21 protein-coding genes are annotated in these 24206 nt (G+C 67.1%); 5 read left to right on the forward strand and 16 right to left on the reverse strand.

Annotation, left to right across the window (positions count from 1 at the left end; genetic code table 11):
* The first annotated feature begins 118 nt into the window (after positions 1 to 118).
* Positions 119 to 796, forward strand: coding sequence for a Fe2+-dependent dioxygenase (locus B0E52_RS11230; protein WP_077483927.1), 678 nt, complete (start codon positions 119 to 121; stop codon positions 794 to 796).
* Between the two features lie 3 nt (positions 797 to 799).
* On the opposite strand, the gene B0E52_RS11235 is transcribed toward B0E52_RS11230, so the two are convergent.
* From B0E52_RS11235 to B0E52_RS11260, 6 genes are read right to left on the reverse strand one after another with little or no spacing between them, the layout of a single operon-like run.
* Positions 800 to 1267, reverse strand: a complete 468-nt coding sequence (locus tag B0E52_RS11235) for a type IV pilin protein (protein ID WP_077483928.1) — start codon at positions 1265 to 1267, stop codon at positions 800 to 802.
* Between the two features lie 2 nt (positions 1268 to 1269).
* Positions 1270 to 4677: a PilC/PilY family type IV pilus protein gene (locus B0E52_RS11240; RefSeq protein WP_077483929.1), complete on the reverse strand. Its 3408-nt coding sequence runs from the start codon at positions 4675 to 4677 to the stop codon at positions 1270 to 1272.
* A 26-nt stretch (positions 4678 to 4703) separates the two neighbouring features.
* Entirely contained in the window at positions 4704 to 5294 is a 591-nt protein-coding gene (locus tag B0E52_RS11245; RefSeq protein WP_168174181.1) for a PilX N-terminal domain-containing pilus assembly protein, read from the reverse strand.
* 43 nt (positions 5295 to 5337) lie between these two features.
* Positions 5338 to 6420 carry a PilW family protein gene (locus tag B0E52_RS11250; protein ID WP_077483931.1) on the reverse strand — a complete coding sequence of 361 codons (1083 nt, stop codon included), beginning with the start codon at positions 6418 to 6420 and terminating at the stop codon, positions 5338 to 5340.
* On the reverse strand, positions 6417 to 6923 hold the full coding sequence (pilV, locus tag B0E52_RS11255; protein WP_077483932.1) for a type IV pilus modification protein PilV: 507 nt from the start codon (positions 6921 to 6923) through the stop codon (positions 6417 to 6419). The genes B0E52_RS11250 and pilV overlap by 4 nt, the downstream gene beginning before the upstream one ends.
* Positions 6920 to 7435 carry a GspH/FimT family pseudopilin gene (locus B0E52_RS11260; protein WP_254426776.1) on the reverse strand — a complete coding sequence of 172 codons (516 nt, stop codon included), beginning with the start codon at positions 7433 to 7435 and terminating at the stop codon, positions 6920 to 6922. Before B0E52_RS11260 ends, pilV begins: the two co-directional genes overlap by 4 nt.
* Positions 7436 to 7772: 337 nt before the next feature.
* Here B0E52_RS11260 and rapA point away from each other — a divergent pair, with 337 nt between their 5' ends.
* On the forward strand, positions 7773 to 10628 hold the full coding sequence (gene rapA, locus B0E52_RS11265) for an RNA polymerase-associated protein RapA (RefSeq protein ID WP_077483934.1): 2856 nt from the start codon (positions 7773 to 7775) through the stop codon (positions 10626 to 10628).
* Between the two features lie 136 nt (positions 10629 to 10764).
* Here the strand turns inward: rapA and fghA are convergent, their stop codons facing one another.
* The 8 genes from fghA to B0E52_RS11305 form a co-directional block, all read right to left on the reverse strand.
* Complete coding sequence (gene fghA / locus B0E52_RS11270) at positions 10765 to 11595, reverse strand: S-formylglutathione hydrolase (RefSeq protein ID WP_077483935.1); 831 nt, start codon at positions 11593 to 11595, stop codon at positions 10765 to 10767.
* 8 nt (positions 11596 to 11603) lie between these two features.
* A complete protein-coding gene (locus B0E52_RS11275; RefSeq protein WP_077483936.1) occupies positions 11604 to 12713 on the reverse strand; it encodes an S-(hydroxymethyl)glutathione dehydrogenase/class III alcohol dehydrogenase in 1110 nt (369 codons plus the stop codon).
* Positions 12714 to 12777: 64 nt separating this feature from the next.
* A complete protein-coding gene (locus tag B0E52_RS11280) occupies positions 12778 to 13068 on the reverse strand; it encodes a metal-sensing transcriptional repressor (protein WP_077483937.1) in 291 nt (96 codons plus the stop codon).
* 142 nt (positions 13069 to 13210) lie between these two features.
* The gene (locus B0E52_RS11285; protein WP_077483938.1) at positions 13211 to 14578 is read right to left on the reverse strand and encodes an amino acid permease; all 1368 of its coding nucleotides are present in this window, start codon (positions 14576 to 14578) and stop codon (positions 13211 to 13213) included.
* Between the two features lie 22 nt (positions 14579 to 14600).
* Positions 14601 to 15263 carry a rhomboid family intramembrane serine protease gene (locus B0E52_RS11290; protein WP_077483939.1) on the reverse strand — a complete coding sequence of 221 codons (663 nt, stop codon included), beginning with the start codon at positions 15261 to 15263 and terminating at the stop codon, positions 14601 to 14603.
* A gap of 488 nt (positions 15264 to 15751) precedes the next feature.
* Positions 15752 to 16594, reverse strand: coding sequence for a C40 family peptidase (locus B0E52_RS11295; protein WP_254426777.1), 843 nt, complete (start codon positions 16592 to 16594; stop codon positions 15752 to 15754).
* Between the two features lie 209 nt (positions 16595 to 16803).
* Positions 16804 to 17529, reverse strand: coding sequence for a YggS family pyridoxal phosphate-dependent enzyme (locus B0E52_RS11300; RefSeq protein ID WP_077483940.1), 726 nt, complete (start codon positions 17527 to 17529; stop codon positions 16804 to 16806).
* A gap of 200 nt (positions 17530 to 17729) precedes the next feature.
* Positions 17730 to 19154, reverse strand: coding sequence for a M20 family metallopeptidase (locus B0E52_RS11305; protein WP_077483941.1), 1425 nt, complete (start codon positions 19152 to 19154; stop codon positions 17730 to 17732).
* A 100-nt stretch (positions 19155 to 19254) separates the two neighbouring features.
* On the opposite strand from B0E52_RS11305, the gene B0E52_RS11310 reads away from it, so the two are divergent.
* From B0E52_RS11310 to B0E52_RS11320, 3 genes are all read left to right on the forward strand, one after another.
* Complete coding sequence (locus tag B0E52_RS11310; protein ID WP_077483942.1) at positions 19255 to 19719, forward strand: SET domain-containing protein; 465 nt, start codon at positions 19255 to 19257, stop codon at positions 19717 to 19719.
* Between the two features lie 18 nt (positions 19720 to 19737).
* On the forward strand, positions 19738 to 20280 hold the full coding sequence (locus B0E52_RS11315; protein WP_077483943.1) for a GNAT family N-acetyltransferase: 543 nt from the start codon (positions 19738 to 19740) through the stop codon (positions 20278 to 20280).
* Between the two features lie 219 nt (positions 20281 to 20499).
* On the forward strand, positions 20500 to 21657 hold the full coding sequence (locus B0E52_RS11320) for an isovaleryl-CoA dehydrogenase (protein WP_077483944.1): 1158 nt from the start codon (positions 20500 to 20502) through the stop codon (positions 21655 to 21657).
* A 134-nt stretch (positions 21658 to 21791) separates the two neighbouring features.
* On the opposite strand, the gene B0E52_RS11325 is transcribed toward B0E52_RS11320, so the two are convergent.
* On the reverse strand, positions 21792 to 23009 hold the full coding sequence (locus tag B0E52_RS11325; RefSeq protein ID WP_077483952.1) for a glycoside hydrolase family 27 protein: 1218 nt from the start codon (positions 23007 to 23009) through the stop codon (positions 21792 to 21794).
* 29 nt (positions 23010 to 23038) lie between these two features.
* Complete coding sequence (locus tag B0E52_RS11330) at positions 23039 to 24139, reverse strand: ricin-type beta-trefoil lectin domain protein (RefSeq protein ID WP_168174182.1); 1101 nt, start codon at positions 24137 to 24139, stop codon at positions 23039 to 23041.
* Between the last annotated feature and the right edge of the window lie 67 nt (positions 24140 to 24206).

Below are 24206 nucleotides of genomic sequence, written 5' to 3' on the forward strand. Positions count from 1 at the left end.
GGAGGGTTGGGTGGGGTGCTCTACTTCCTCGCAGACTCTGAAAACACCCCCTCCCAACCTCCCCCTGCAAGCAGGGGGAGGAGACAATCATCAAGACATCCCGTCGAGGCACACCACCATGCTTCTGCACATCCCCGACATCCTCGACCACGAACAGCTGCAGCAACTGCGCGCTGCGCTCGATGCCGCCGACTGGACCGACGGCCGCGAAACCGTGGGCGCGCAGGGTGCGCAGGTGAAGCGCAACCGGCAGTTACCCGACGCCTCGCCGCTGCGCCGACAACTGGGCGAAGTGGTGCTCGCCGCGCTGGCGAAGAGCCCGCTCTACCACGCCGCCACCCTGCCGCTGCGCACGCTGCCGCCGCGCTTCAACCGCTACGAAGGCGGCGGCGAATACGGCATGCACGTCGACGGCTCGGTGATGGCGCTGCCGAACGGCGAGCAGCTGCGCAGCGACATCTCCTGCACGTTGTTCCTCAGCGACCCGGACGACTACGACGGCGGCGAACTGATCGTCAGCGACACCTATGGCGAGCACGAAGTGAAGCTGCCCGCCGGCGACGCCATCATCTATCCCGCCAGCAGCCTGCACCGCGTGCAGCCGGTGACGCGCGGCGCGCGCGTGGCCGCGTTCTTCTGGGTGCAGAGCCTGGTGCGCGACGACGGCCGCCGCCGCCTGCTGTACGAACTGGACGCCGCGATCCAGCGCCTCGTCGCCACCGGCGCCGACCACGGCGCCGTGCTGCAGCTCACCGGCACCTACCACAACCTGTTGCGGCAGTGGGCGGAGAGCTGAGGCTCAGCCACCCCAGCACTGTGCCAAGGTCCCGGTGCCGGCACTGGTGCGCGCGCCAGTCTGGTCCAGGGTCAAGGTGCCGCACTGGGTATCGCGCGTCAGCTGCGCATTGATCGGCACGGCTTGAATCGTGTACGCACTGGACGACGGACTGGCCGGCGCAAAACCGTAGCTGTAGTTGTTGCCGGTCTGCGCGGCAGTGGTGCAGTCCAGCGCGGGCAAGGTGTTCGCGGTCCCGGACGTATCCTTGGCGTAGTTCAGGTTGGTGGTGTAGTAGCGCTCCATGTAACTGGCGTCCTGGGACAAGCAGCTCTCCGCCGCGGCCCGATTGGTCTTGACCACATAGTTCGAATACGAGGGAATCGCGATCGCCGCGAGGATCGCGATGATCGCCACCACGATCATCAGTTCGAGCAGGGTGAAGCCGCGCGCATCGGCGCATCGCGGGGTGGAGGGCTGGAGAGTGCTCATGCTCAATTCCTGATTTCGCGCCACGATACGCGGGCCGGGGTGTCGTTGGAGGGCGGGTTCACCACGCTGAGGGCCGCGCTGCCCTTGACGGTCTGGGTCACCATGTAGATCTTTCCGCCGTACGACAGCGTGGCCGGCGTACCGACCGCATTGAGTGCGATGCCGCTCGTCGTCGAACCGTCGCTGCCGGCGCTGAAGCTGCCGCTGGAGTTCGGGAAGAAGCTCTGCGGCAGACCGCCACCGGTGGCCGGGTTGAACGCCATCGTCCAGCCCGTCTGCGTGCCAGCATTGCACTGGATCGCCGAGATCACCGGCGGGATGGCCGTGCTCACCACCACCGCGCCACTGATCATCTCGGGGTTGTAGATGATCTGCTCGTCGGTGTCAGGCAGGTCGAAGTACCAGCCGTACTGGTTGTTGCCGCTGGTGCAATCCGAGCTGCCTTGCCAGCAGACCACGGCGGTCGTTCCCAGCGTGCGATAGCCGTACACGGGCCCGGCGGTGTTCGTCGTTTCCGCTGATGCCAACTGCTGCTGCAGGAGACCGCTGCGTGCGATCGACTGGGTGCCGGTCAAGGCCGCGTACTGGTCTTGGGAACTACTCCCCACCAAGGTGTTCCAGTTCCCCATGTCCCAGTCCCAGATGCCGTAGAAGGTCTGGGTGCCCGTGGTGTCGTAGGTGTCGCCACTGGTCGTGGTACCCGGCGTCTTCTGGCCCGTACCGAAGAATAGCATCACGCGATTCGTGTTGCCCTTGGTCTGCACCGACGACACCACGATGGAGGTGGTGATGGGCTGGAGGTTGGCGGGGCTGGCGGCATCCTGGGCCACGAACAGCGGCGTGGCCGTCGCGTGACCGAACTTCGAGTAGCCCCAGTTGGCCGCACTGCTGCTGGTCACGTCCAGGCGCCAGACGTTGCCCTGGGTGTCACCCGCGTAGAGGTAATCCGCGATGCTGTCGCCATCGAGGTCGGCCGAACTCACGTAGGCGATGTCGTCATTGGCCAGGCCGGTGCCATACCAGGTGAACGTCACCGCGCCCGACGTCTTGTCCACCAGGCCGATGTAGATGCCTGCACCAGCCGCACCGCCCTTGCCGTCGCCGAAGATGATCGCCCACTGTCCGTTGTGCATACGGGCAATGATCGGGGTACCCACCGTGTTGCCCAGGTTGGGCAAGGTCGAGATGTCCCAGTCGCCCTGCACCAGGCTGCCGGCGTTGGTCTCGGAAAAGTTGGCCGGATTGGTGATGTCCAGCGCATAGATCTCCTGGCCGTTGGTACCGACGCCACCGACCAGCCAGGTGTGCCAGGCCTTGTTGTAAAACAGGTCGCCTACCGCCGGCGTCGCATCCACCAGGTAGTCGTGCGAATAGGTAGGGCTGGTGATTTCCACCGCCTTGTTCGCCAGCACGTCGGCCGGCATGTAGCCGATCAATTCCTTGCCGTCGTTCGTCGAGGTGTCGTAAACGCCGGTTGAACTGTACGAACCCGCCTCGAAACCGTGCATCAAGCCGTCGTTGCCGCCCACGTAGACCATGTTCTCGCGTGTCGCATAGGTGCTGACGAAGCCGCTGTAGCGGGTCGCCCCGCTGGCGTTCTCGGGGATCGTGGCGCTGGTGTAAAGGTTGTCAGCGAAGGCATCGGGATAGGCGCCGGCATACGGCGCACTGACGTAGGTTGGGCTGGAATCGATGATGTCGCCCAGTACATAGGTACGCGCACGCAGGTTCCCGGGCGGCGATTGCAACTGCTCGTTCGTGCGCACGCCGCGCAGCCAGCCCAGGCGATTCTGGCCGGCGCTGTCGACCGTTCCCGCCGCATTCGTGTTGAGGGTGGTCTGCTGGGCCGTGCTCAGGTTCGTCCATTCCAGCGGCACGCCGCCGGCGTTCCAGGTCAGCAGGGCGCGGGAGGATTGAGCAGTCACACTGTGAAGCGGCGTGCCGCTGGCGTTCGTACCCAGCGAATCGCAGGGCCCACCGGTGAGCGTGCATTTCGCGTCCCAGTTGGCCACCGTCGACACGCTGAGCGTTCCCGTGGACGCGGAAGTCTGCACCGGATCGGCGACCAGCGACCCCCACCAGTTGTCCGTGGAGTAGGACGCCAGGTAGACCTGCGTGCTGGTCTTGACCTGGCCCGACTGGATCGTATTGGCCGCCGCACTGCTGTTGGATGCCAGCGGTGCAGCCTGGAAACAGGTGATCTCGTGCACGTTGTTGTCGCCGCCAGTACCGGCCGAGAAGCCGAAGCGCAACGATGTCGGCAACGGGCCATTGCTCGCGGTGATGTCGGTATTGGCCAGCACCGGCTGGAATGCACCATTGTTGTAACTGTAGGAAAAGTTCAGCAGACCGCTGCCCGAAATCGTCAACTTGTAGGTGATCGGCCACGCAATGGTGCAAGCCGGGCTGTTGCCCACGCAGGCTGTCGTGCCGGCGGCAGGATTGCGCGTGGCGCTCTTGGAATTGTTCGCGATCGGCTCGCTGTTGGGCAGCACCGCATAACCACCGGGAATGGCGTTGTAGTTGTAAGGGATGGCCATCAGATGCTTGGAGCCGTTCGTGCCCGAGGACACATACTGTCCAGTCTTGCAGGCGGTCTGGACTTTGCCGGCGTTGGATGAGCCCGAATAGTAGGAAGAATTCTTGCTCTGCAACCACGCCCAGTTCGTGTTGCCCGCGCCACGCAGGCCGATACGCTCGGGTTGGTATTGCGGCCCGGTGCCGGCCGCGATCGTCTCGCTATTGCTGTTGTAGTACGAGTTGGTGCCGTTGGCCGTAGTGCCGCTGGGGTCGTTCGAGTTGTAGATGCCGACGCTGCCGTTGTCGCCACTGTTGAGGAAGTTGCCGAATTCGTCGATACCCAGACCCAGGTAGCCATGGGCAACGCCGTCATACACGCCGTTGTCGTTGGAGCAGCCGTAACCCATGCTGCCGCCTTCCGCGCCAGTGGTGGTGGGTGCCGTCTGGGTGCCATCTGTGAGGAAGAACACGATGCCGTCCGCACCGTTCCGGGCAGTGCCGCCGCTGTCGCCACCAAACGTGTAGGTGGTGAAGGTGATCTGGATGCCCTGGCTCAGCGGAAACGGTGCGAACGCCGACAGGATCGCTCCAGTCTGATTGTTGTTGGGTGGTGTGAGCAGCAACGCACCTTGCCCGCCTACCGTCTCGTTCGCCGGAATCGTGTAGCTGGCACTGTTCTGGAAGGTGCTGCCGCATATCGGGATGGTCGTATACGTCGCTGTCGGAGAAGGAGAAGGAGTGGCCGACGTGAGACAGGCGTTGCCCAAGTTCGTCCACGGCAGGTTGGTGGTGCCGTACTGGAAGTTGTCGGTGTAGGTGGTGGCGCCAACGCTGCCGGCCATCAGCACGGCGGCCAGCGCGAACAGGCAACGGCCGTATCGCTTCATCATGGGTGTTCCCCTTTGCTCGCGCACGCTCAATTCCTGTAGACGGACTGCAAGGTCACCGAGGCGCGCCCGTTGGAGTCGGCCGGGCCGCTGCGCGCGGTGATGCGGTAGAAATCCACCAAGCCCGGGGGACTGCACGGCAGGTAGCCGGAACAGCCCGAAAGCTGCCGCACGGGCGGCGTCGGCAACGCGAACTTGCCCATGTATTGCACGATGTATTGCGGCTGGCTTGCCGCCATCGCGCCTGCACTGTAGTCAGTGTTCGACACGGTAACGATGTTCGTGGCCGTAGCCGTCACGTTGCTGTCGTTGAACGGGTTGGTCTGGCACGGGTTGTTCGCGCCCGTGCCGTTCGGTGCCGGTGGCGAGCAATCGTAGAAGCCGGCCGGCGCCGCCGCGCCCGACGTTGCCGCGCCGATCGCCACCTGGGCCTGGCGCAGCGCTGCTTCGGCGGCTTGGAAGGCCACGTCGCGGTCGTAGAAATTGGAGCTCATTTTCTGCTGCATGATCGTGCCGCTGACCGCCGCCAGGCCGACCAGGGTGATCACCACCAGCAGGATCAAGGCCACCACCAGCGCCACGCCACGCTGCCCGCTGGCGACCGGCAGGCCCCGAGGCACCCGGGGTCGGCGATATGGAGCAAGAACGATGACCGCTTGCATGTCAGTTCACCCGATTGCGCACGGTGGCGGCGAAGGTATAGGAGCGTTGGATCGGCGCGCCATTGGTGCCGGCGCGCTGGTTGTCGCTCTGCAGCCAGAGCGTGACCTGCACGGCATCCACGTTGTTCCAGTTGCCCACCGCGCTGGCCGCGACCAGGCTGGCGGCGTTGGCCACGTGGTAGCGGATCTGCATGCCGGTGACATTGCGCACCATTTCCTCCGGCGTGGCCGCGCTGGCGGTGCCGCCGACATTCTGCAGGCGCACCCGGTACAGCGATCGCCCGCTGCCCGCCGCCGGATTGAGACCGATGTACCAATCGACCGCCGAAAGGGTGGCCACCTGCGAGTTGAATGGAAACGGATTGGCATTGCCGTTGCCGCCGTCGCAGGCGGTGAGATAGCCCAGGCCATCGGAGCAATTGCCCGGCGAGATGCCGCCGGTGCCAATGTCGTGCGCCACGTCGGCCACGCTCGACGCGCTCGCCGGGATGCTGGTCACCTGCACGATAGCCGCGCGATTCGGATCGCAGACCATGATGATGTCGCCCGCCGACAAGCCGGATGCGCCGGAGAGATGGATCGTGTCGCCCGGCTGGACGTCACTCTTGACGGATACCGGCAACGCATTGGTGCCGATCACCGCCAGCGAATCGGAGGTATCCGCCGCCGTCGCGGAGGAAGCCGCGCGCTGCCCCGCACCGGTGAGGCTCGACAGCGCCGGATCGGTCTGGGCCTGGCCGTAGCCGTGCAGCGAGTTGTTCCAGTCGGCGTACCACGCCACGGTCCCGCCCGCGTACGGGCCGTTGTTCAGCACGTTCGCGATCTTCCGGGTGGTTCCGCAACCGGTGAGCCCGGCCTGGCGGATATCGGTCGCCATCAGGTCGAAGGCCGTGCGCGAACCGTCCTCCACGTCGCCCAGCGCCTGGTTGCTGCGGTACACCTGCTGGTTGGCGAGGAACACGCTGGTGACGCCACCGATCACGATCAGGCCGAGCAGCATCGCGACCATCAGCTCGATCAATGTGAAGCCGTGCACCCGCCGGGGGCGCCGCAGGCCATGGCCCATCGTTGCCTGTCCATTCATAGCATGGCCCTGGTGGTGATGGTCTGCAGCCCGGTGCTGCTGCCGGTTCCCGCGGTACCGGACTTGCTGTCGTCGAAGGTGATGGCGATGGTGCAAACGCCCGTGTTGCCGCAAGTGATCGTGCCGGTGGTGCTCGCGGCAGCGCCAAGCGTGCTGGCGAGCTGGCTGCACCACAAGTTGAGCTGGACGCTGGCCAACGAGGTCGAGGCCGCCGGACAGGCGTTGGCCTTCACCGTTTGGTTGTAGGCAGTGCCCTCGGCCGAGGCGATATCGGCACGCATCGCATCAAGGATGGAATAACTGGCCACCGTAGCCATGCTGCGCGACATCGCGCCGTTGTTGATGGACAGCGAATGCGCCTGCAGCGCGGCGATGCCGAGGAAGCCGACCGACAGCACCAGCACGGCGATCAGCACCTCGATCAGGCCGACGCCGCCCTGCTGCCTGGCATACAAATAGCGATGGCGCCGGCCGGGCGAACCCGCACAGTGGTGGCTGGTCATGGGCAGGTCCCCGTGGTGGGCGCCGCAGCGGAAACAATCGATCCGGTGGTCATGCTGATGACGATGACGTTATTGCTGGAAAGCGCCGTGGTGCAGACGGTGGCCACCGTGTTGGAATAAAGACTCGAGCTCGACGCGGTGGCCTGATAGCCGAGGCCCTGGCCGGTGAAGCGGATCGCGGTGATGTTCCCGCTCAACTGCACCGGCGAAACCAGTCCCGCGACGCCGTGGCGGACCAGAGCGGTGGCCGGCGTGCCGTTGGTCAGCGCGACGACTGCGCCAGGCCCACCCAACGTGCCGCAGGCAGAGCCCAGAGGGTCAGTATTGTTGTTGGCGGCCAGATCGCTGCAGAACTGCGTGCCGGCATTGCCCTTGATCGCCTCCATGCGCGCGACACTCAATGCGCCGACGATCTCGTTGGCCGCCGTGGTGAGCCGGTTGGAGTTGATGATGTTGTTGAAGCTCGGCACGGCGATCATCAGCAGGACCGCCGCCACGGCGACCGTGATCATCAGCTCGACGAGAGTGAATCCTCGTGCGCGGTGTGGCACGACGATGACCGGAACACTCCGCGATTGCGACCGAACGCGCATGGACTTCCCCTGTTGTTGCGATTGCGGAATCTACTCGCCGCTGCTGCCGTCGCCAGAGGCCGGTCGATCAATGGACGGATTTGGCCGATGAACGGCGCAAACGCAAAACCCTGCGCGAACCCGCTCACATATCTCCATGGCTTCCGGCCGCCACGCGACAAGGCAATGGATCGGCATGCGTACCCATCCGGCTTCGCTGGGCTTTGACGCCCGCAACGCGGATAATTGGCGGCCCTTGAACCCAAGCGGCTGCACAATGTTCGTACCTGGTCAACGCTGGATCTCCACCGCCGAGCCCGAGCTCGGCCTCGGCACCGTGCTGCGCGTCGAAGGACGCGGCGTGCAGGTGCTGTTCGCCAAGGCCGGCGTGCTGCGGCCTTACGCCGCCGATTCCGCGCCGCTGGTGCGTGCGGAGTTCCGCGCCGGCCAGCGGGTGGCCGGCAAGGGCATTGCGTTCCTGGTCGAGCGGGTGGAGATCAAGGAGGAGCTGCTGATCTACCGTGGCGAGGGCCGCGAGCTGCACGAGGGCCAGCTCGACGACGAGCAGAGCGTGAGCCAGGCCGACGACCGCCTGATCGGCGGGCGCACCGACCCGGTGAGCCAGTTCGAGCTGCGCGTGGAAGGCCTGCGTCGCCGCGCCGAGGCGCGCCGCTCGCCGATGTGGGGCCTGGGTGCCGCCCGCGTGGGCCTGGTGCCGCACCAGCTGCGCGTGGCCGGCATCGCCGCCGCGCGCCGGCCGCCGCGCGTTCTGCTGGCCGACGAGGTGGGCTTGGGAAAAACCATCGAAGCCGGCATGATCCTCGCGCGCCAGCTCGCCACCGGCCGTGCTTCGCGCGTGCTGCTGCTGCTGCCCGACACCCTGGTCTACCAGTGGTTCGTGGAGCTGCTGCGCCGCTTCAACCTCAGCTTCGCGATCTACGACGAAGAGCGCTGCGAGGCGCTGACGCCGTCGGACGAAGATCCCGGTGCGAACACGGGCAATCCGTTCGAGGACGAGCAGCTGGTGATCGCGGATTTCGCCTTCCTCGAAGCGAACCCGAAGCGTGCGCAGCAATTGCTCGATGCGCCCTGGGATCTGCTGGTGGTGGACGAGGCGCACCATCTCGCCTGGACGCCCGAGGCCGCGAGCCCCCGCTACACGCTGGTGGAGCGGCTGGCCGCGAAGACGCCGGGCGTGATCCTGCTCACCGCCACGCCGGAACAGCTGGGCCGCAGCGGGCACTTCGCCCGCCTGCGCCTGCTCGACCCGCAGCGCTACCAGGACCTGGACGCCTACCTGGCCGAGGCCGGGCGCTTCGAACCACTGTCGCACATCGCCGACAAGCTGCTGGACGGCGAGCCGCTGGACGAGGCCCAACTCGCCACGCTGCGCAAGGCCTTCGCCGGCGACGCGGCACTGGAAGCGCGGCTCGCCGACACCACCAGGCCCGAGCACGCGCGCGAGATCCTCGCCGCGCTGATCGACCGCCACGGCACCGGCCGCGCGATGTTCCGCAACCGCCGCGCCGGCATCGGCGGCTTTCCCAAGCGCATGCCGCAGTGGCAGGTGCTGGACGCCGCCGGCCTCGACGAGGCCACGCGCCAGTCACTGCTGGCCGAGTTCCACGCCGACATCCAGCAGCCGCCGCCGGTGCTGGAACTGGACTACGCGAACGACCCGCGCCTGAATGCCTTGGTGGAACTGCTCGATGCGCATCCGCAGGACAAGTTCCTGCTGATCTGCCGCAGCCAGGCCAAGGTGCTGGCGCTGGAGGAAGCGCTGCGCACGCGCAGCGGCGCCGGCATCGCGCGCTTCCACGAGGGCCTCGGCATCGTGCAGCGCGACCGCAACGCGGCCTACTTCGCCCAGCCGGACGGCGCGCGCCTCCTGCTGTGCTCGGAGATCGGCTCGGAAGGGCGCAACTTCCAGTTCGCGCACCGGCTGGTGCTGTGGGACCTGCCGCTGGACCCCGACCTGCTGGAACAGCGCATCGGCCGCCTCGACCGTATCGGCCAGACCCACGACATCGCCATCCACATCCTCGCCGTGGCCGACAGCGCGCAGCACGTGCTGGCGCGCTGGTACGACGAGGGCGTGGACGCGTTCCGGCAGAGCCCGGCCGACGGCCGCGAGCTGCTGCGCCGCTACGGCGACACGCTGGCGCAGTTGGCCGACCAGCATGCGCGCGGCGACGACGGCCGTGACCAGGAGTTGGACGCGCTGCTGGTCGAGACACGCGCCGCCCACGAGCAGATGGCCGAACTGATCCGCGCGGGCCGCGACCACCTGCTGGAACTGGCCGCCAGCCGCGACCCGCACGCCGAGGCCCTGGCCCAGGCTTTCCGCCGCGAGGACGAGGACCCGGCCCGCGACGCCTACCTGCAGCGCCTGCTGGAGGCCTACGGCATCCACGCCGAGGAACTGGGCGGCAAGGTGCTGCTGCTCGACCCGCAATACCTCTCCACCGACGCCCTGCCCGGCTTCGCCGAAGGGCCGCAGTCGGCCACCTTCAGCCGCGCCGTGGCACTGGCGCGCGAGGAGCTGCCGCTGCTGCGGCTCGACCACCCGATGATCGCCGGCGCGCTCGACCTCGCGCTCTCCGGCGAACAGGGCAATGCCGCCTTCATGGTGGACGACGCGCTGCCGCCGCGCAACGCGCTGCTGCAGGCGGTGTTCGTGCTGGAGTGCGTGGCCGACCGCAAGCTCGACGCGGAACGTTTCCTGCCCGCGCTGCCAATCGCCGTCACGATCGACACCCGGCTCGCCGAGCGCGCGGACTTCCAGCCCAGCGAAGCGGCGCTGCGCAAGGCCGCCGACCGCAACATCGAGGTGCCGCGCTACCGCAAGTTCCTCGCCAAGCTGGTGCCGCCAATGCTGGAGAAGGCCGAGCTGGCAGCCGGCGCCCGCGCGCAGGCGATGATAGCCGCCGCGATGGCCGAGGCCGGCGCCGCGCTGGACGCCGAGCTGTCGCGCCTCACGGCGCTGCGCGCGGTGAACCCCTCGATCAGCGCCGCGGAAATCGCCAGCGTGGCGGCCGAACGCGACGCCTTGCTCACCGCCCTGCCGCAGTCGCGGCTGCGGCTGGATGCGGTGCGCTTCGTGGTCAGCGCGGATTTCCTCGCCTTGCGCTGAGAGCCACCCCCTCCCAACCTCCCCCTGCAGCAGGGGGAGGGGAAACCCGTCGCTGCTGAAACCTCCCCTGCAGGCAGAGGAGCTGTCCTCCCTCCCTGCTCGCAGGGGAGGGCTAGGGTGGGGTGCTTTCCGGGCATCAGCCCTTCAGTGCCTTGGCATGCCAGGCGATGTGCTCGCCGATGAAGCTGGCCACGAAGTAGTAGCTGTGGTCATAGCCCGGATGCAGGCGCAAGGTCAGCGGATGGTTCGCCTTCGCGCAGGCCTCGCGCAGCAGTTCCGGCCTGAGCTGCGTGCCGAGGAATTCGTCGGCCCCGCCCTGGTCCACCAGCAGCGGCAGGCGCTCGCTCGCCGTCTGCAGCAGTTCGGTGGTGTCGTAACGCGCCCAGTCCGCGCGATCCGGCCCGAGGTAGGCGGTGAACGCCCGTTCGCCCCAGGGCACCCGCGCCGGCGCAACGATAGGCGCGAACGCCGATACGCTGCGGTAACGCCCGGGATTGCGCAGCGCAATCGTCAGCGCGCCGTGGCCGCCCATCGAATGCCCGCTGATGCCGCGCACGCTATTGGCCGGGAGCGCCGCCTCGACCAGCGCGGGCAACTCGTCGACCACATAGTCGTGCATGCGGTAATGCGCGGCCCAGGGTTGCTCGGTGGCGTTGAGGTAGAAGCCCGCACCCTGGCCCAGGTCGTACGCCGGGTCGTCCGCCACGCCCGCGCCGCGCGGGCTGGTGTCCGGCGCCACCACGATCACGCCGTGCTCGGCGGCGTAGCGTTGCGCACCGGCCTTGGCGATGAAGTTCTGTTCGGTGCAGGTGAGCCCCGACAACCAGTACAGCACCGGCAGTCGCTCCTGCTCTGCCTGCGGCGGCAGGTAGACGGCGAAGTTCATCGCGCAACCCAGCACGACCGAGTCGTGCCGGTACACGTCCTGCCAGCCGCCAAAGCAGGCGCGGTGTTCGATGCGTTCCATCGCGGGCCTCAGTAGTGGATCACCGAGCGGATCGACTTGCCCTCGTGCATCAGTTCGAAGGCTTCGTTGATCTGCTCCAGTCCCATGGTATGGGTGACGAACGGTGCCAGTTCGATCTCGCCCTTCATCGCCTCCTCGACCATGCCGGGCAGCTGGCTGCGACCCTTCACGCCGCCGAACGCGGTGCCCATCCACTTGCGCCCGGTGACCAGTTGGAACGGGCGGGTGGAAATCTCCTGGCCCGCGCCGGCCACGCCGATGATCACCGACTGGCCCCAGCCGCGGTGCGCGCATTCCAGCGCCGCGCGCATCACGTTGACGTTGCCGATGCACTCGAAGCTGTGGTCCACGCCCCAGCCAGTCATTTCCACGATCACCTGCTGGACCGGCTGGTCGTGGTCCTTCGGATTGACGCAGTCGGTGGCACCCATCGAACGCGCCAGCTCGAACTTGGCCGGGTTGGTGTCGATCACGATGATGCGGCCGGCCTTCGCCTGCCGCGCGCCCTGCACCACCGCCAGGCCGATGCCGCCGAGGCCGAACACCGCCACGCTGTCGCCCGGCTGCACCTTGGCGGTGTTGTGCACCGCGCCGATGCCGGTGGTGACGCCGCAGCCGAGCAGGCAGACCTGCTCGTGGTCGGCCTGCGGGTCGATCTTCGCCAGCGACACTTCCGCGACGACGGTATATTCGCTGAAGGTGGAGCAGCCCATGTAGTGATGGATGGGCTCGCCGTTGTAGCTGAAGCGCGTGGTGCCGTCCGGCATCACGCCCTTGCCTTGGGTGGCGCGCACGGCCGTGCACAGGTTGGTCTTGCCGCTCTTGCAGAACAGGCACTCGCCGCACTCGGCGGTGTACAGCGGGATCACGTGGTCGCCCGGCTGCACCGAGGTGACGCCCTCGCCCACCTCGACCACCACGCCCGCGCCCTCGTGGCCCAGCACGCAGGGGAACAGGCCTTCCGGATCGTCGCCGGACAGCGTGAACGCATCGGTGTGGCAGACGCCGGTGTGGCTGATCTTCACCAGCACCTCGCCCTGCTTCGGCGGCGCCACGTCGATCTCGACGATCTGCAGCGGCTGCCCGGGGGCGAACGCGACGGCGGCACGGGATTTCATGGCGGTACTCCTGCGGTGGATCGTTGGTGTCGTGGATCGGTGGTTCGGCCGGCACGACGGCCGGCTATTTGAGGTAGGTGCGCAGCAAGGCGATGGTCTGTTCCAGCGCCGCCGCCTCCGCTGCCGCGGCGCCACGGGCGGCGGCCGCCGGCCGCAGCGCGAAGCTGGCGCGCAGGTGGCTCTCCAGCACCTCGCCCATCAGCCCGTTCACCGCGCCGCGGATCGCCGCGATCTGCTGCAGCACGGCGCCGCAGTCGGCTTCCTGCTCCAGCGCCTGCGCCAGCGCGTCCAGCTGGCCGCCGATGCGCCGCACGCGCACCAGCGCCTGTTTCTTTTCCTGCGTCGAGTACGGCATGGGCGTTCGCCTTGGATACCCCCGGGGAGTATAGGCCATCGCGCCACCTGGGTCATGCCGCGCCGGAGCGACGCAAACCAAAAGCGCACGGCGTGTGCCGTGCGCTTTTGGAAACGAACCTTGAGCCTTGGCAATCCCTGGGTCAGGCTGTGCCCGACGCGGCCGCCTGCCGCATGCGGCGCTCGATGCCGAACGCGTAATAGGCCACGGTCAGCAGCGCGATCCACGCCACGCCCACGTAGAGCGCCACACGGGTGTCGGGACTGTAGCCCAGCATCACCCACACGAACGCGAGGAAGGCCAGGCACACCACGCTGGACAGCGGCCACGCGCGCAGGCGGAATGCCAGCGGCTGCGTCTGCCTGCGGCGGAAACTCCAGTGCGCCACCAGCACCATGCCCCAGGTCCACACCGTGTTGAACGCGAGGATGGACATCATCATCCCGAAGATGCGCCCCGGCACCAGGTAGTTCATCAGCACGCCGAACAGCAGGAACGCCATCGTCACCAGCACGCCACGCACCGGCACGCCATGCGTACTGGTGCGGCCCATCGCCGCCGGCGCCTGGCCCTTGCCGGCGAGGCTGTGCAGCATGCGGCTGCCGCTGAAGGTGGTGGAGTTGAAGCTGGACAGCGCCGCGGTGATCACCACGAAATTGATCAGCCCCGCCGCACTGGGGATGCCCAGCCGCGCGAACGTGGTGACGAACGGGCTGCTGTTCGCGTCCAACTGGTTCCACGGGTAGATCGCCATGATCACGAACAGCGAGCCGATGTAGAAGATCAGGATGCGCCAGATCACCGAGTTCACCGCGCGCGGGATCGTGCGCTCCGGCTGCGCGGCCTCGGCCGCCGCCATGCCGATGGTCTCGATGCCGCCGAACGAGAACACCAGCACCGGCAGCGCCAGCACCATGCCGGTGACGCCGTGCGGGAACCAGCCGCCGTGCGTCCACAGGTTGGACAGGCCGGTCGGGGTGCCGCCATTGCCCCAGCCCAGCCAGATCATCGCGAAGCCGCCGGCGATCATCGCCACCACGGTGAGCACCTTGATCAGCGAGAACCAGAACTCCAGCTCGCCATACACTTTCACCGCCAGCAGGTTCAGGCCACCGATCATCGCCACGCTGGCGAAGGCCCAGATCCACTGCGGCGAGTCGGGGAACCACGCCTTCATGTAGATGCCCACCGCCGTGCTCTCGACGATGCCCACCCCCATCATCAGGATCCAGTAGTTCCAGCCGGTGAGGTAGCCGGCGAACGGCCCGAGATACTTGTGCGCATAGGTACTGAAGGAGCCGGCGATGGGCTCGTGCGCGGCCATCTCGCCCAGCGCGCGCATGATGATGAAGATCATCGCGCCGCAGATCAGGTAAGCGAACAGCACCGCGGGGCCGGCCAGCTTGATCGTGCTGCCCGAGCCGAGGAACAGCCCGGCGCCGATGCACATGCCCAGCGCCATGAAGGTGATGTGGCGCGGCGTGAGGCGGCGCTGCAGGTCCTGGTTCATGCGTTTACCAAATGGGAGGGATTCAGCGCAGCAGCTGGCGCTTGGGTTTCAACGGCAGCTTGCCGCGCCAGTACTGGATCATGACATAGCCGCCGACCATGCCTCCCAGATGCGCAAAGTGCGCGACGCCGGCCTGGGTGCCGGTGACGCCCAGCACCAGTTCCACCACCGCGTAGCCGATCACGAACAACCACGCCGGCATCGGGATCGGCAGGAAGATCAGGAACATCTTCTCCTTCGGATACAGCATGCCGAACGCCAGCAGCAGGCCGAAGATCGCGCCCGAGGCGCCGATGGTGGGGTAGAAACCGTTGGGGAAATACTTCATCACCAGCAGTTGCGCCACTGCCGCCACGATCGCGCAGACGAAGTAGTAGATCGTGTAGTTGCGCGCGCCGAAGGTGTTCTCGATCACCCCGCCGAACATGTACAGCGCGAACATGTTGAACAGGATGTGCTCGAAACCGCCGTGCATGAACGCATAGGTGACCAGCTGCCACGGGCGGAAACCCACGTTGATAACCGCCCCGCCCGCCACCTGGCCGAGCTGGTCCGGCCCCAACGGCCACAACGCGAAATGCTGGCTCAGCGCCAGCGTGTTCGCGTCGAGCAGGAACAATTGCAGCGCGAACACCAGTACGTTGGCGATCAGCAGGTAACGGGTGACCGGGGGGAGGTTCGGCATCGGATGATTTCCGGAAAACGAGCGGCAAGCGTAACCAGCACCACGGGATTTCACCATGCTGGTGTTGGGAGCCCCCATCCACCCTGCGGGCACCTTCCCCCGCAGGCGGAGGAAGGAAGGCTTGCGTTTTCCGCCCGGAAAGTCGTGCACGGAAACGGAGACCGCAGGATCAGCCGCACAACCGGCACTGGCGAACCCTTCCTTCCCCCGTCAGACCGGGGCACGCGGGGAGGCGCCAGGGATGGCGCCAGCTTTGAGGAGCGCGGAAGGTGCTCGAAGGACGGATGGGGCCAGGCATGGCAGCCGCGGGGTTAGCCGCACAACCGGTACCAGCAAATGCTTCCCTCCCCCGTCGCACGAGACAAGGAACCGCGGCCGCGGCGAAGGTATCGACTTCGACAATGCTTTCCGCTGTCGCATAGGGGGAAGGAAGCACATGAAAAAGCCGCCTTGCGGCGGCTTTCGGATGACCTCTCAGCGATGCCGGCTCAGCCGTTGTGCCCCGCCAGCGCCAGCATGCCTTCGGGACGCTTGGCGCCCACGAAGCGCTTGGCCCAGTAGGCCTCGTCGAGGCTGGAGATCTGCACCGTCTTCCCGTAGGTGGGCGCGTGGATGAAGCGGCCGTTGGAGATGTAGATACCCACGTGGGTGATGCGGTGGTGGCGGCCGCTGGTGTGGAAGAACACCAAGTCACCCGGCTTCATGTCGGCGCGCTTCACCTTCAGCCCGGCGAGGAACTGCGCGGCGGAATTGCTGGGCAACTGCACGCCGATCGCATGGGCGAACACATAGCGCACGAAGCCGCTGCAATCGAAGCCGGTGGTCGGGCTGTGGCCGCCACGCACGTAGCGCACGTCGCGCAGGTTCATCGCCAGCCCGATCAACGCCTTGCGCAGGTCGGTGACCGTGTCGATGTCACTGTCGATCTGGCCGGCAGCCGAACTGGCAGCCTCTGCCACGGCGGGAGCCGCCGCCACCGGGGCAAGCAGGCTGTGTTCGACGCCAAAGACCGGCGCCGTGCCCGTACCGAAACCCGGCACGCGGGACGAAGCCAGCGTGGGCATCGGGCTGAGGGTGGGCAGCGGGTTCAGCGCCAGCGGGGAAGCGAGGATGCCACCGGTGACCAGCGAGTAATGGCTGTCGGCGGAAGCGCTGGCGACGGCATGGGACTGCGGGTGGCTGGACCGGGCGTGGCGCGACTGGGCGTGGTGTGCCGCGGCATGGTGCTGAACGTGCTTCTTCTGGGCCTGGTGGGTCACGGCGTGCGAAGGAGTCGCCAGCAGCAGCATCGAAACGAGCGCGGCAACACCGGTCAGTCGCTGGATTGGCATGAGGCGGTGACCCCTGACGATGGTTCTCGGAGGTGCCGCCTGGCGTGCAGGCGACGTGACGAAGGACCGACCATACCAAGATGCATGGAGGGGTTTGTTGGATCGAGGTTAACTAAACCCCGTCGTTCGCAATCGCCGATACACCGGTCACACTTCGAAAAACATCAGGCTTTTCCGAGACTTGTGTCGGCGCCCCGGAATTGGCCGGCTCACTGCCCGGTTTCAGGCCAGTAAAAGCTGTCTGAAGTGGGACGGCGCCCGAAGATCGCGGTACCGATGCGCACCTCGGTGGCGCCCTCGGCGATCGCCAGCGGGAAGTCGCCGCTCATGCCCATCGACAGGCGCGGGATGTCGTGGCCGCGGGCGATGGCGGCGTCGCGCAGCTCGCGCAGCTCGCGGAAGCAGGCGCGCACCTCGGCCGGGTCGTCGGTGTGGATCGCCAGGGTCATCAGGCCGCGCACGCGCAAGGTGGCGTACTGGCGCAGGCGGTCGAGGAAGGCAGGCAACTCGGCGGGCGGCAGGCCGTACTTCGATTCCTCCCGGGAGGTCTTCACCTGCACCAGCACGTCGAGGCTGCGTCCTTCGATCTGCAGGCGTCGGTGCAGCGCCTCGGCCAACTCGGGGCGATCCAGCGATTGCACCTCGCTGGCCAGTCGCGCCACGTCCTTGGCCTTGTTGGTCTGCAAGTGGCCAATCATCACCCAATCAATGCCGCAGTCGGCCAGCGGACCGGACTTGTCGCGGATCTCCTGCACCTTGTTCTCGCCGAACCGATGCAGACCCAGTGCCACCGCTGCACGCACCACCTCGGGGCCGAAGGTCTTGCTGACCGGCAGGATGGCGACGTCGGCCGGATCGCGCCCGGCGGCTCGGCAGGCCTCGTCCACGCGACGGCGGATGTCGGCCCAGTTGGCGGCGAGGTGGGAGTGGTCCATGAGTAAAGCCCTTTGCGTTCGCCTCCTCTCCCCTTCGGGGAGAGGATTGAGGTGAGGGGCGGGTGCTCGCCGAGGACCAACAGCGAAGTGTCGTGGCTCTTGCCAACGCCTCCGCAAGATTGGCCCCTCACCCCGCCCTCTCCCCGGCGGGGAGAGGGAGAAACAGCAACGTCTCCCCGAAGGCAGAGGGGGAAACCGCGTCAGCCCTTGGCGCCCTGCGCGTAATGCTGCGCCACCACCTCGGCCACCACGCCCGTCACCTTCTTGCCGGTGGGGATGTGCAGGAACTCGTTGGGGCCGTGGGCGTTGGAGTGCGGGCCGAGCACCCCGGTGATCAGGAACTGCGCCTTGGGGAATTTCTCGCCCAGCATGCCCATGAACGGGATCGAGCCGCCCTCGCCCATATAAGTAGCCGGCGCGCCGAACTGGTGCTGCGAAGCCTCGGTCACCGCCTGCTCCAGCCACGGCGACAGCGCCGGTGCGTTCCAGCCGCTGCCGTCCTTCTCCAAATCGAAGGTGACGGTGGCGCCGTAGGGCGGGTCCTTTTCCAGCAGTTGCTTGAGGAACCGGCCGGCCTGCTTCGCGTCCAGCGTGGGCGGCACGCGCAGGCTGAGCTTCACCGCGGTGAACGGGCGCAGCACGTTGCCGGCGCTGTCCAGCGGCGGGATGCCGCCGACGCCGGTGACCGCCAGCTGCGGGCGCCAAGTGCGGTTCAAGACCAGCTCGGGCAGCTCCTTCGTGACCGGCTGCATGCCTTCGGCCCACGGGAACTTGCTGTAGATGTCGGTGCCCAGCACCTTGGCCGCATGCTGCGCCTGTTCCACGCGCTGGGCGGGGATCTCCACGTACAGTTCCTTGGGCTTGATCATGCCGGTCTCGGGATCCTCCAGCCGCGACAGGATCTCGCGCAGGATGCGGAAGCTCGACGGCACCACGCCGGAGGCGTCGCCCGAGTGCACGCCTTCGTCCAGCACCTTGACGGTGAGGTTGCCGCCGGTCATGCCGCGCAGCGAAGTGGTGAGCCAGAGCTGCTCGTAGTTGCCGCAACCCGAGTCCAGGCAGACCACCAGCGAGGGGTTGCCGATGCGCGCGGCGAGGTGGTCGACATAAAACGGCAGGTCGTAGCTGCCCGACTCCTCGCAGGCTTCGATCATCACCACGCAGCGCGCGTGCGGCACGCCCTGCTCGTGCAGCGCCAGCAGGGCGGCCAGCGAGCCGAAGATCGCGTAGCCGTCGTCGGCGCCGCCACGGCCGTACAGCTTGTCGCCCTTGATGACCGGCACCCACGGACCCAGACCTTCGGCCCAGCCGGTCATTTCCGGCTGCTTGTCGAGGTGGCCATACAGCACCACGGTGTCGTCGCCCTGCCCCGGCACCTCGATGTAGATCAGCGGCGTGCGGCCTTCGAGCTGCACCACTTCCAGCGAACTGCCCGGCAGCGCGGCGAGCTTGGTACGGGCCCAGTCGCTCATCAGCTTCACCGCCGCGTCCATGTGGCCGTGCGCCTTCCACTCCTTGTCGAACATCGGCGACTTGTTGGGGATGCGGATGTAGTCCACCAGCCTGGGCACGATCTCCTCGTCCCACAGGCCGCTGACGAAACGGGAAAGGCGAGCGGTATCCATGGGGCGGCTCCGGAACGGGGAAAAGCGCCATTCTAGCAAGCCGCCACCCCGGGCCTGCCGGCGTACCCTACACTGGCGCCCCGTTTTCGCCGGTTCCGCCATGATCCTGCCGCGCTACCACATCGCCGCCTCGCGCATCCCCGGCGCCGGCAAGGGCCTGTTCCTCGACGAGATCGTGCGCGCCGGCAGCATCATCACCGCACCCGATGCGATCGACCGCACGTTCCGTCACGCCGAATTCGACGCCCCGGAACTGGCGCAGCTGAAATACGCCAGCGCGCGCTGGTTCGAGGACCGCTACACGGTGTCGCCGGACTGGCCCGACGAGTGCTACATCAACCACAGCTTCCAGCCCAATGGCCTGTGGCACCTGGGCTTCGTGTTCGCACTGGCCGACCTGCCCGCCGATACCGAAATCACGGTGGACTACCGCCACCTGCTGCCCCCGGGCGAGACCGAGGATTTTGCGGATGCGGCCACTGGTGAGATAATCACCGGCTTGTCCTGGAAGGAAAGCCTCGCATCGAGCACTCGCGCCCTCGCGATGTTGCTCGGTGGCACATGAGTTGCTTGCTGATTTGGCATGATCGACATCCCTGTAATCGAGACGGCGCGCCTGCGCCTGACCGCGCTCACCGAGCGCCATTTCGACGACTACGCCGCGATGCTGGCCGACCCGGCCAGCACCCGCTGGATCGGTGACGGGCAGCCGCTGGACCGCACCAACGCCTGGCGCTCGCTGGCGATGCTGCTGGGCCACTGGCAGTTGCGCGGCTGCGGCATGTGGGCGCTGGAGCTGAAGGGCAGCGGCGAGTTCGTGGGCCGCGCCGGCCTGATGTACCCGGAGGGCTGGCCCGACCTGGAGCTGGGCTGGATGCTCAAGCCCGAGCACCGCCACCACGGCTACGCCACCGAGGCGGGCATGGCGGTACTGGACTTCGCCTGGCATCACTTGCACGCGCCGCGGGTGATCAGCCTGGTCCGCGTGGGCAACGAGGCTTCCGACCGCGTGGCCGAGCGCCTGGGCGGCGAGCACATCGACGACATGGACTTCTACGGCAGCGACACCCACGTGTTCGCTTACTACCCGCCGCACCGCGAGAGCCGCCGCGCCGCCTGCGGCTGACGACACCGGTTGCTCCGCGCTCGCAAAAACGCGGGCGCTGAAGCGGAACACCTATCCCACCCTGCCCGGCCATCCCGCCCGCGCGCAGGCTTGGCGAAAGCCCGCCGACGATGCAACGGAATGCGAGCGCAAGGCCCGTCGCTGGTGCGCCGCGTCAGGGGGAAGCCGCCCCGCTGCGCTACCATTCGCCGGCTAAGTCCTCACGCCCAGGAGTCCGCGATGCGCCCGTTCCCGCTTGGTGAAGAGATCGACCTGCTGCGCGACACCGTGCATGCCTTCGCCGAGAAGGAGATCGCGCCGCGCGCCACCCAGATCGACCACGACAACCTGTTCCCCGCCGACCTGTGGAAGAAGTTCGGCGACCTGGGCCTGCTCGGCATGACCGTCCCCACCGAGTACGGCGGTACCGGCATGGGCTACCTCGCGCACATGGTCGCGATGGAGGAGATCTCGCGCGCCTCGGGCTCGGTCGGCCTGTCCTACGGCGCGCATTCCAACCTGTGCGTCAACAACATCTTCCATAACGGCAACGAGGCGCAGCGCAGGAAGTACATCCCCAAGCTGTGTACGGGCGAATACGTGGGCGCGCTGGCGATGAGCGAGCCGGGCGCCGGTTCCGACGTGGTCGGCTCGATGAGCTGCAAGGCCGAGCTGCGTGGCGACACGTGGGTGGCCAACGGCACCAAGATGTGGATCACCAACGGCCCCGACGCCGACGTGCTGCTGGTCTACATGCGCACCGCGCCGCGTGCCGCCGGCAGCCGCTGCATGACCGCCTTCATCGTCGAGAAGGGCATGCAGGGTTTCTCCACCGCGCAGAAGCTGGACAAGCTGGGCATGCGAGGCTCGAACACCTGCGAACTGGTGTTCGAGGACTGCGCGATCCCCGCCGAGAACGTCGTCGGCGAGGTGAACGAAGGCGTGCGCGTGCTGATGAGCGGCCTGGACACCGAGCGCCTGGTGCTCTCGGGCGGCCCGATCGGCCTGATGCAGGCGGCGCTGGACCTCACCCTGCCCTACGTGCGCGAGCGCAAGCAGTTCAATGCGCCGATCGGCACCTTCGGCATGATGCAGGCCAAGGTGGCCGACATGTACACCGCGCTGCAGTCCTCGCGCGGTTTCGCCTACATGGTGGCGCAGCAGTTCGACACCGGCGTGAAGTCGCGCGTCGACCCGGCCGCCTGCCTGCTCAACGCTTCCACCAATGCGGTGCAGGTGGCGCTGGAGGCGATCCAGTCGCTGGGCGGCAACGGCTATATCAACGAGTTCCCCGCCGGTCGCCTGCTGCGCGACGCCAAGCTCTACGAGATCGGCGCCGGCACGAACGAGATCCGCCGCATGCTGATCGGGCGCGAGCTGTTCCACGGCAAAGCCTGATGCAGGCGCCGAGCTGAAACGTCGGCGCCCGTGACACCATGCGCGACTCCGGCGCGTGCCGATAGAACGCGCCTTGCTCCGCGGTCAGTCCTGGTCCCTCCGGCGCGGCTCGCACCGAAGGGACGATGGCCACGCTACCGGCCGACGCGTACCGGATGGTCCAGCCGCACCAGCAATACGTCGTGCGTTTTCATCAGGATCGGCTGGCTGTCCTCCAGCGTCAGCGGCTTGCCGGTCCACAGGTTCGTGCCCTGCTGCGCGCCTTGCAGGCCCAGCCGCGCCAGATCCAGGTGGAAGGGGTGGGTGCCGTAGCGCTCGGGGCCGAGATTGAAGATGGCCACCGCCAGCCCACCGCCGGCCAGCGGCCGGGTCCATACCTCCATCTCGCCGTCGGCGTAGGCCCGCGTGCCCTGCTTGCCAAGCGGATCCTGGTCGATCGCGATCACGGCGCGGTTGGTCAGCACCGTGCGCACTGGCGGCGACATCGCCGACAAGTCGTTACCGGCGATCAGCGGCGCGGCCATCATCGCCCACAGGCTGAAATGCGCGCGATTCTCGGGCATCGAGAGCTTGTTGCCGCCCACTTCGTTGCCGACCTCCAGCATGTCCGGGTCGTTCCAGTGCCCGGGCCCGGCGAATGCGGCCAGCCCTTCCTGCTGCGTCGCGTTGGCGTGGATCGACATCCAGTTGAGGCGCACGTCGTCGGTTGTGCGCCACAGATTGGCCCGGATCGCCGGTGAGGCGCCCCACTCCCACACCGCATCCCAGCCGTACTGGCAGAGCGAATAGACCATCGGCCGACCGGCCGCATCGAGCGCGCGGCGCATCTTTTCGTACGCGGCCTCCATCAGCCGCATCTGCGCGGCCCGGTCGTCGGGATACCGGGTGTCCATGACTTGCTGGAAACTGCACAGGTCGTACTTGAGGTAGTCGATGCCCCACTTCGCATAGGTTCGCGCATCCTGCGCCTCGTGCCCGAGCGAGCCGGTGTAGCCGGCGCAGGTCTTGCTGCCCGGCGAACTGTAGATGCCGAGCTTGAGGCCCCGGGCGTGGACATAGTCGGCCAGCGCCTTCATGTCCGGGAACTTGGCGTTCGGATGGATTTCGCCGCTGGCGTCGCGCTGGCCTTGCCAGCCATCGTCGATGTTGATGTAGACATAGCCCGCGTCGCGCATGCCGCTGGCGACCATGGCGTCGGCGGCCGCGCGGATGTCCTTGTCGCTGACATGCTCGGCGAAATGGTTCCAGCTGTTCCAGCCCATCGGCGGAGTGGCGGCCGTGACCGTCGCGGCGTTGGCGGATGCGGCGCCCAGCGCCATCAGGACAGCAGCAATGCAGGCGAGTCTTTTCATCATGGTTTCCTGTGGGCCGTGGGGTTCGTTTATCGCTTGCCGGGTAACGGCAGCTGCCAACCTTGGGTCGGGACAGCGTTGCACTTTCCGGCCGTCAACGGTACGCCGGCCTTGGCCGAAACGAGGCATGCGCCTGATCCTTCATTGCGCAGCTGCGCACCAACCTGCTGCCAGTGCTGCCGCGGATCTCCGCCGCAGCGATCGACCGTGACGGACTGGCCAACCACGCCCAGGCACAGATTGTGGTCTTGCAGGCGCAGCGTGTGGTCGACGGCGAACACCCAGGCCTGGGCGATCCCGCCGTTGCAGGCGGCGCTGATCGCCGGGGTTCCGGGGATTTCACCGCCCCTGGCGGCGATGCAGCGGTGGCCGTCGCCCACGATGGCGCCACGCAGCGAGTTGCCGATCGCGTTGCGCTGCAGGCTGCCGCCGGCGTCTTTGCGGACTTCGCTGGACGCGGTGCAGGTCTTGCTGAGATGGGTCTGCGAAATGCTGGCCACCGCCTGGCCGCCATTGCCGGAGGGAAGATTGAACTCGGCGCTGGCATACGGCTGGTTGAAGCAGTCCGAGTCGGGCGAATTCCATTCGAAATACTCGGTCCAGTTGACCATGCCGAACGGCGAGATGCCGTCGGATACCGTGCGGATGCTGCCGAGCTTGAACGACTGCCGCGTGGTCAGGTCGGTGACGGTCACGCCCAGCCAGCGGTCGCCCTCGTAGGCGACGTGGAAGCGATAGGTATGCCCCTGCTGCCAGTCGTGCGCCATGCGGCAACTCTTGCCGACGCCTTCCCCGCCGAAATTGACGCAACGGCTGCCCTTGCTGCCGGCCCGGGCCTCGGTCGCGTCCCACACCGAAAACAGGAACTGCCGCGGGTCGCCGCCATTGCTCTGCATGCCGGTGTAGGCGCCCGAATGGGTGCCCACGAGGCTGAACTGGTTGCTCCAGAAGACCGACGCGCGGTAACCCGGGTCGGTCTTCACGGTGATGGCGAAATCCACCGAATGCAGCGAGGTCACGGCGGGACCGAAGCGATAACTGGTGTAGGAGCCTGGCGTGTCTCCCGCACGGGCGAGCAGCGACAGCAGCAACAGGCCGCATCCGCCGCACAGGCCGAGGATCTTTTTCATCATGGGTTTCCCGTTTTTCGAACAAGCTCCGGCGCCGCGCTGCTGCGCATGCCGGATGCATCGGAAG

This window comes from Rhodanobacter sp. C06, assembly GCF_002001105.1.
GTDB lineage: Bacteria > Pseudomonadota > Gammaproteobacteria > Xanthomonadales > Rhodanobacteraceae > Rhodanobacter_A.

What these genes read in the sequence shown, in the direction of transcription:
- B0E52_RS11325 (WP_077483952.1), bottom strand. Translation starts at nt 23,009, where the DNA reads ATGAAAAGACTCGCCTGCATTGCTGCTGTCCTGATGGCGCTGGGCGCC.
- B0E52_RS11280 (WP_077483937.1), bottom strand. Translation starts at nt 13,068, where the DNA reads ATGCCGTACTCGACGCAGGAAAAGAAACAGGCGCTGGTGCGCGTGCGG.
- B0E52_RS11320 (WP_077483944.1), top strand. Translation starts at nt 20,500, where the DNA reads ATGCGCCCGTTCCCGCTTGGTGAAGAGATCGACCTGCTGCGCGACACC.
- B0E52_RS11240 (WP_077483929.1), bottom strand. Translation starts at nt 4,677, where the DNA reads ATGATGAAGCGATACGGCCGTTGCCTGTTCGCGCTGGCCGCCGTGCTG.
- B0E52_RS11275 (WP_077483936.1), bottom strand. Translation starts at nt 12,713, where the DNA reads ATGAAATCCCGTGCCGCCGTCGCGTTCGCCCCCGGGCAGCCGCTGCAG.
- B0E52_RS11235 (WP_077483928.1), bottom strand. Translation starts at nt 1,267, where the DNA reads ATGAGCACTCTCCAGCCCTCCACCCCGCGATGCGCCGATGCGCGCGGC.
- pilV (WP_077483932.1), bottom strand. Translation starts at nt 6,923, where the DNA reads ATGACCAGCCACCACTGTGCGGGTTCGCCCGGCCGGCGCCATCGCTAT.
- fghA (WP_077483935.1), bottom strand. Translation starts at nt 11,595, where the DNA reads ATGGAACGCATCGAACACCGCGCCTGCTTTGGCGGCTGGCAGGACGTG.
- B0E52_RS11260 (WP_254426776.1), bottom strand. Translation starts at nt 7,435, where the DNA reads ATGATCACGGTCGCCGTGGCGGCGGTCCTGCTGATGATCGCCGTGCCG.
- B0E52_RS11285 (WP_077483938.1), bottom strand. Translation starts at nt 14,578, where the DNA reads ATGAACCAGGACCTGCAGCGCCGCCTCACGCCGCGCCACATCACCTTC.
- B0E52_RS11305 (WP_077483941.1), bottom strand. Translation starts at nt 19,154, where the DNA reads ATGGATACCGCTCGCCTTTCCCGTTTCGTCAGCGGCCTGTGGGACGAG.
- rapA (WP_077483934.1), top strand. Translation starts at nt 7,773, where the DNA reads ATGTTCGTACCTGGTCAACGCTGGATCTCCACCGCCGAGCCCGAGCTC.
- B0E52_RS11315 (WP_077483943.1), top strand. Translation starts at nt 19,738, where the DNA reads ATGATCGACATCCCTGTAATCGAGACGGCGCGCCTGCGCCTGACCGCG.
- B0E52_RS11230 (WP_077483927.1), top strand. Translation starts at nt 119, where the DNA reads ATGCTTCTGCACATCCCCGACATCCTCGACCACGAACAGCTGCAGCAA.
- B0E52_RS11295 (WP_254426777.1), bottom strand. Translation starts at nt 16,594, where the DNA reads ATGCCAATCCAGCGACTGACCGGTGTTGCCGCGCTCGTTTCGATGCTG.
- B0E52_RS11310 (WP_077483942.1), top strand. Translation starts at nt 19,255, where the DNA reads ATGATCCTGCCGCGCTACCACATCGCCGCCTCGCGCATCCCCGGCGCC.
- B0E52_RS11290 (WP_077483939.1), bottom strand. Translation starts at nt 15,263, where the DNA reads ATGCCGAACCTCCCCCCGGTCACCCGTTACCTGCTGATCGCCAACGTA.
- B0E52_RS11250 (WP_077483931.1), bottom strand. Translation starts at nt 6,420, where the DNA reads ATGAATGGACAGGCAACGATGGGCCATGGCCTGCGGCGCCCCCGGCGG.
- B0E52_RS11330 (WP_168174182.1), bottom strand. Translation starts at nt 24,139, where the DNA reads ATGAAAAAGATCCTCGGCCTGTGCGGCGGATGCGGCCTGTTGCTGCTG.
- B0E52_RS11300 (WP_077483940.1), bottom strand. Translation starts at nt 17,529, where the DNA reads ATGGACCACTCCCACCTCGCCGCCAACTGGGCCGACATCCGCCGTCGC.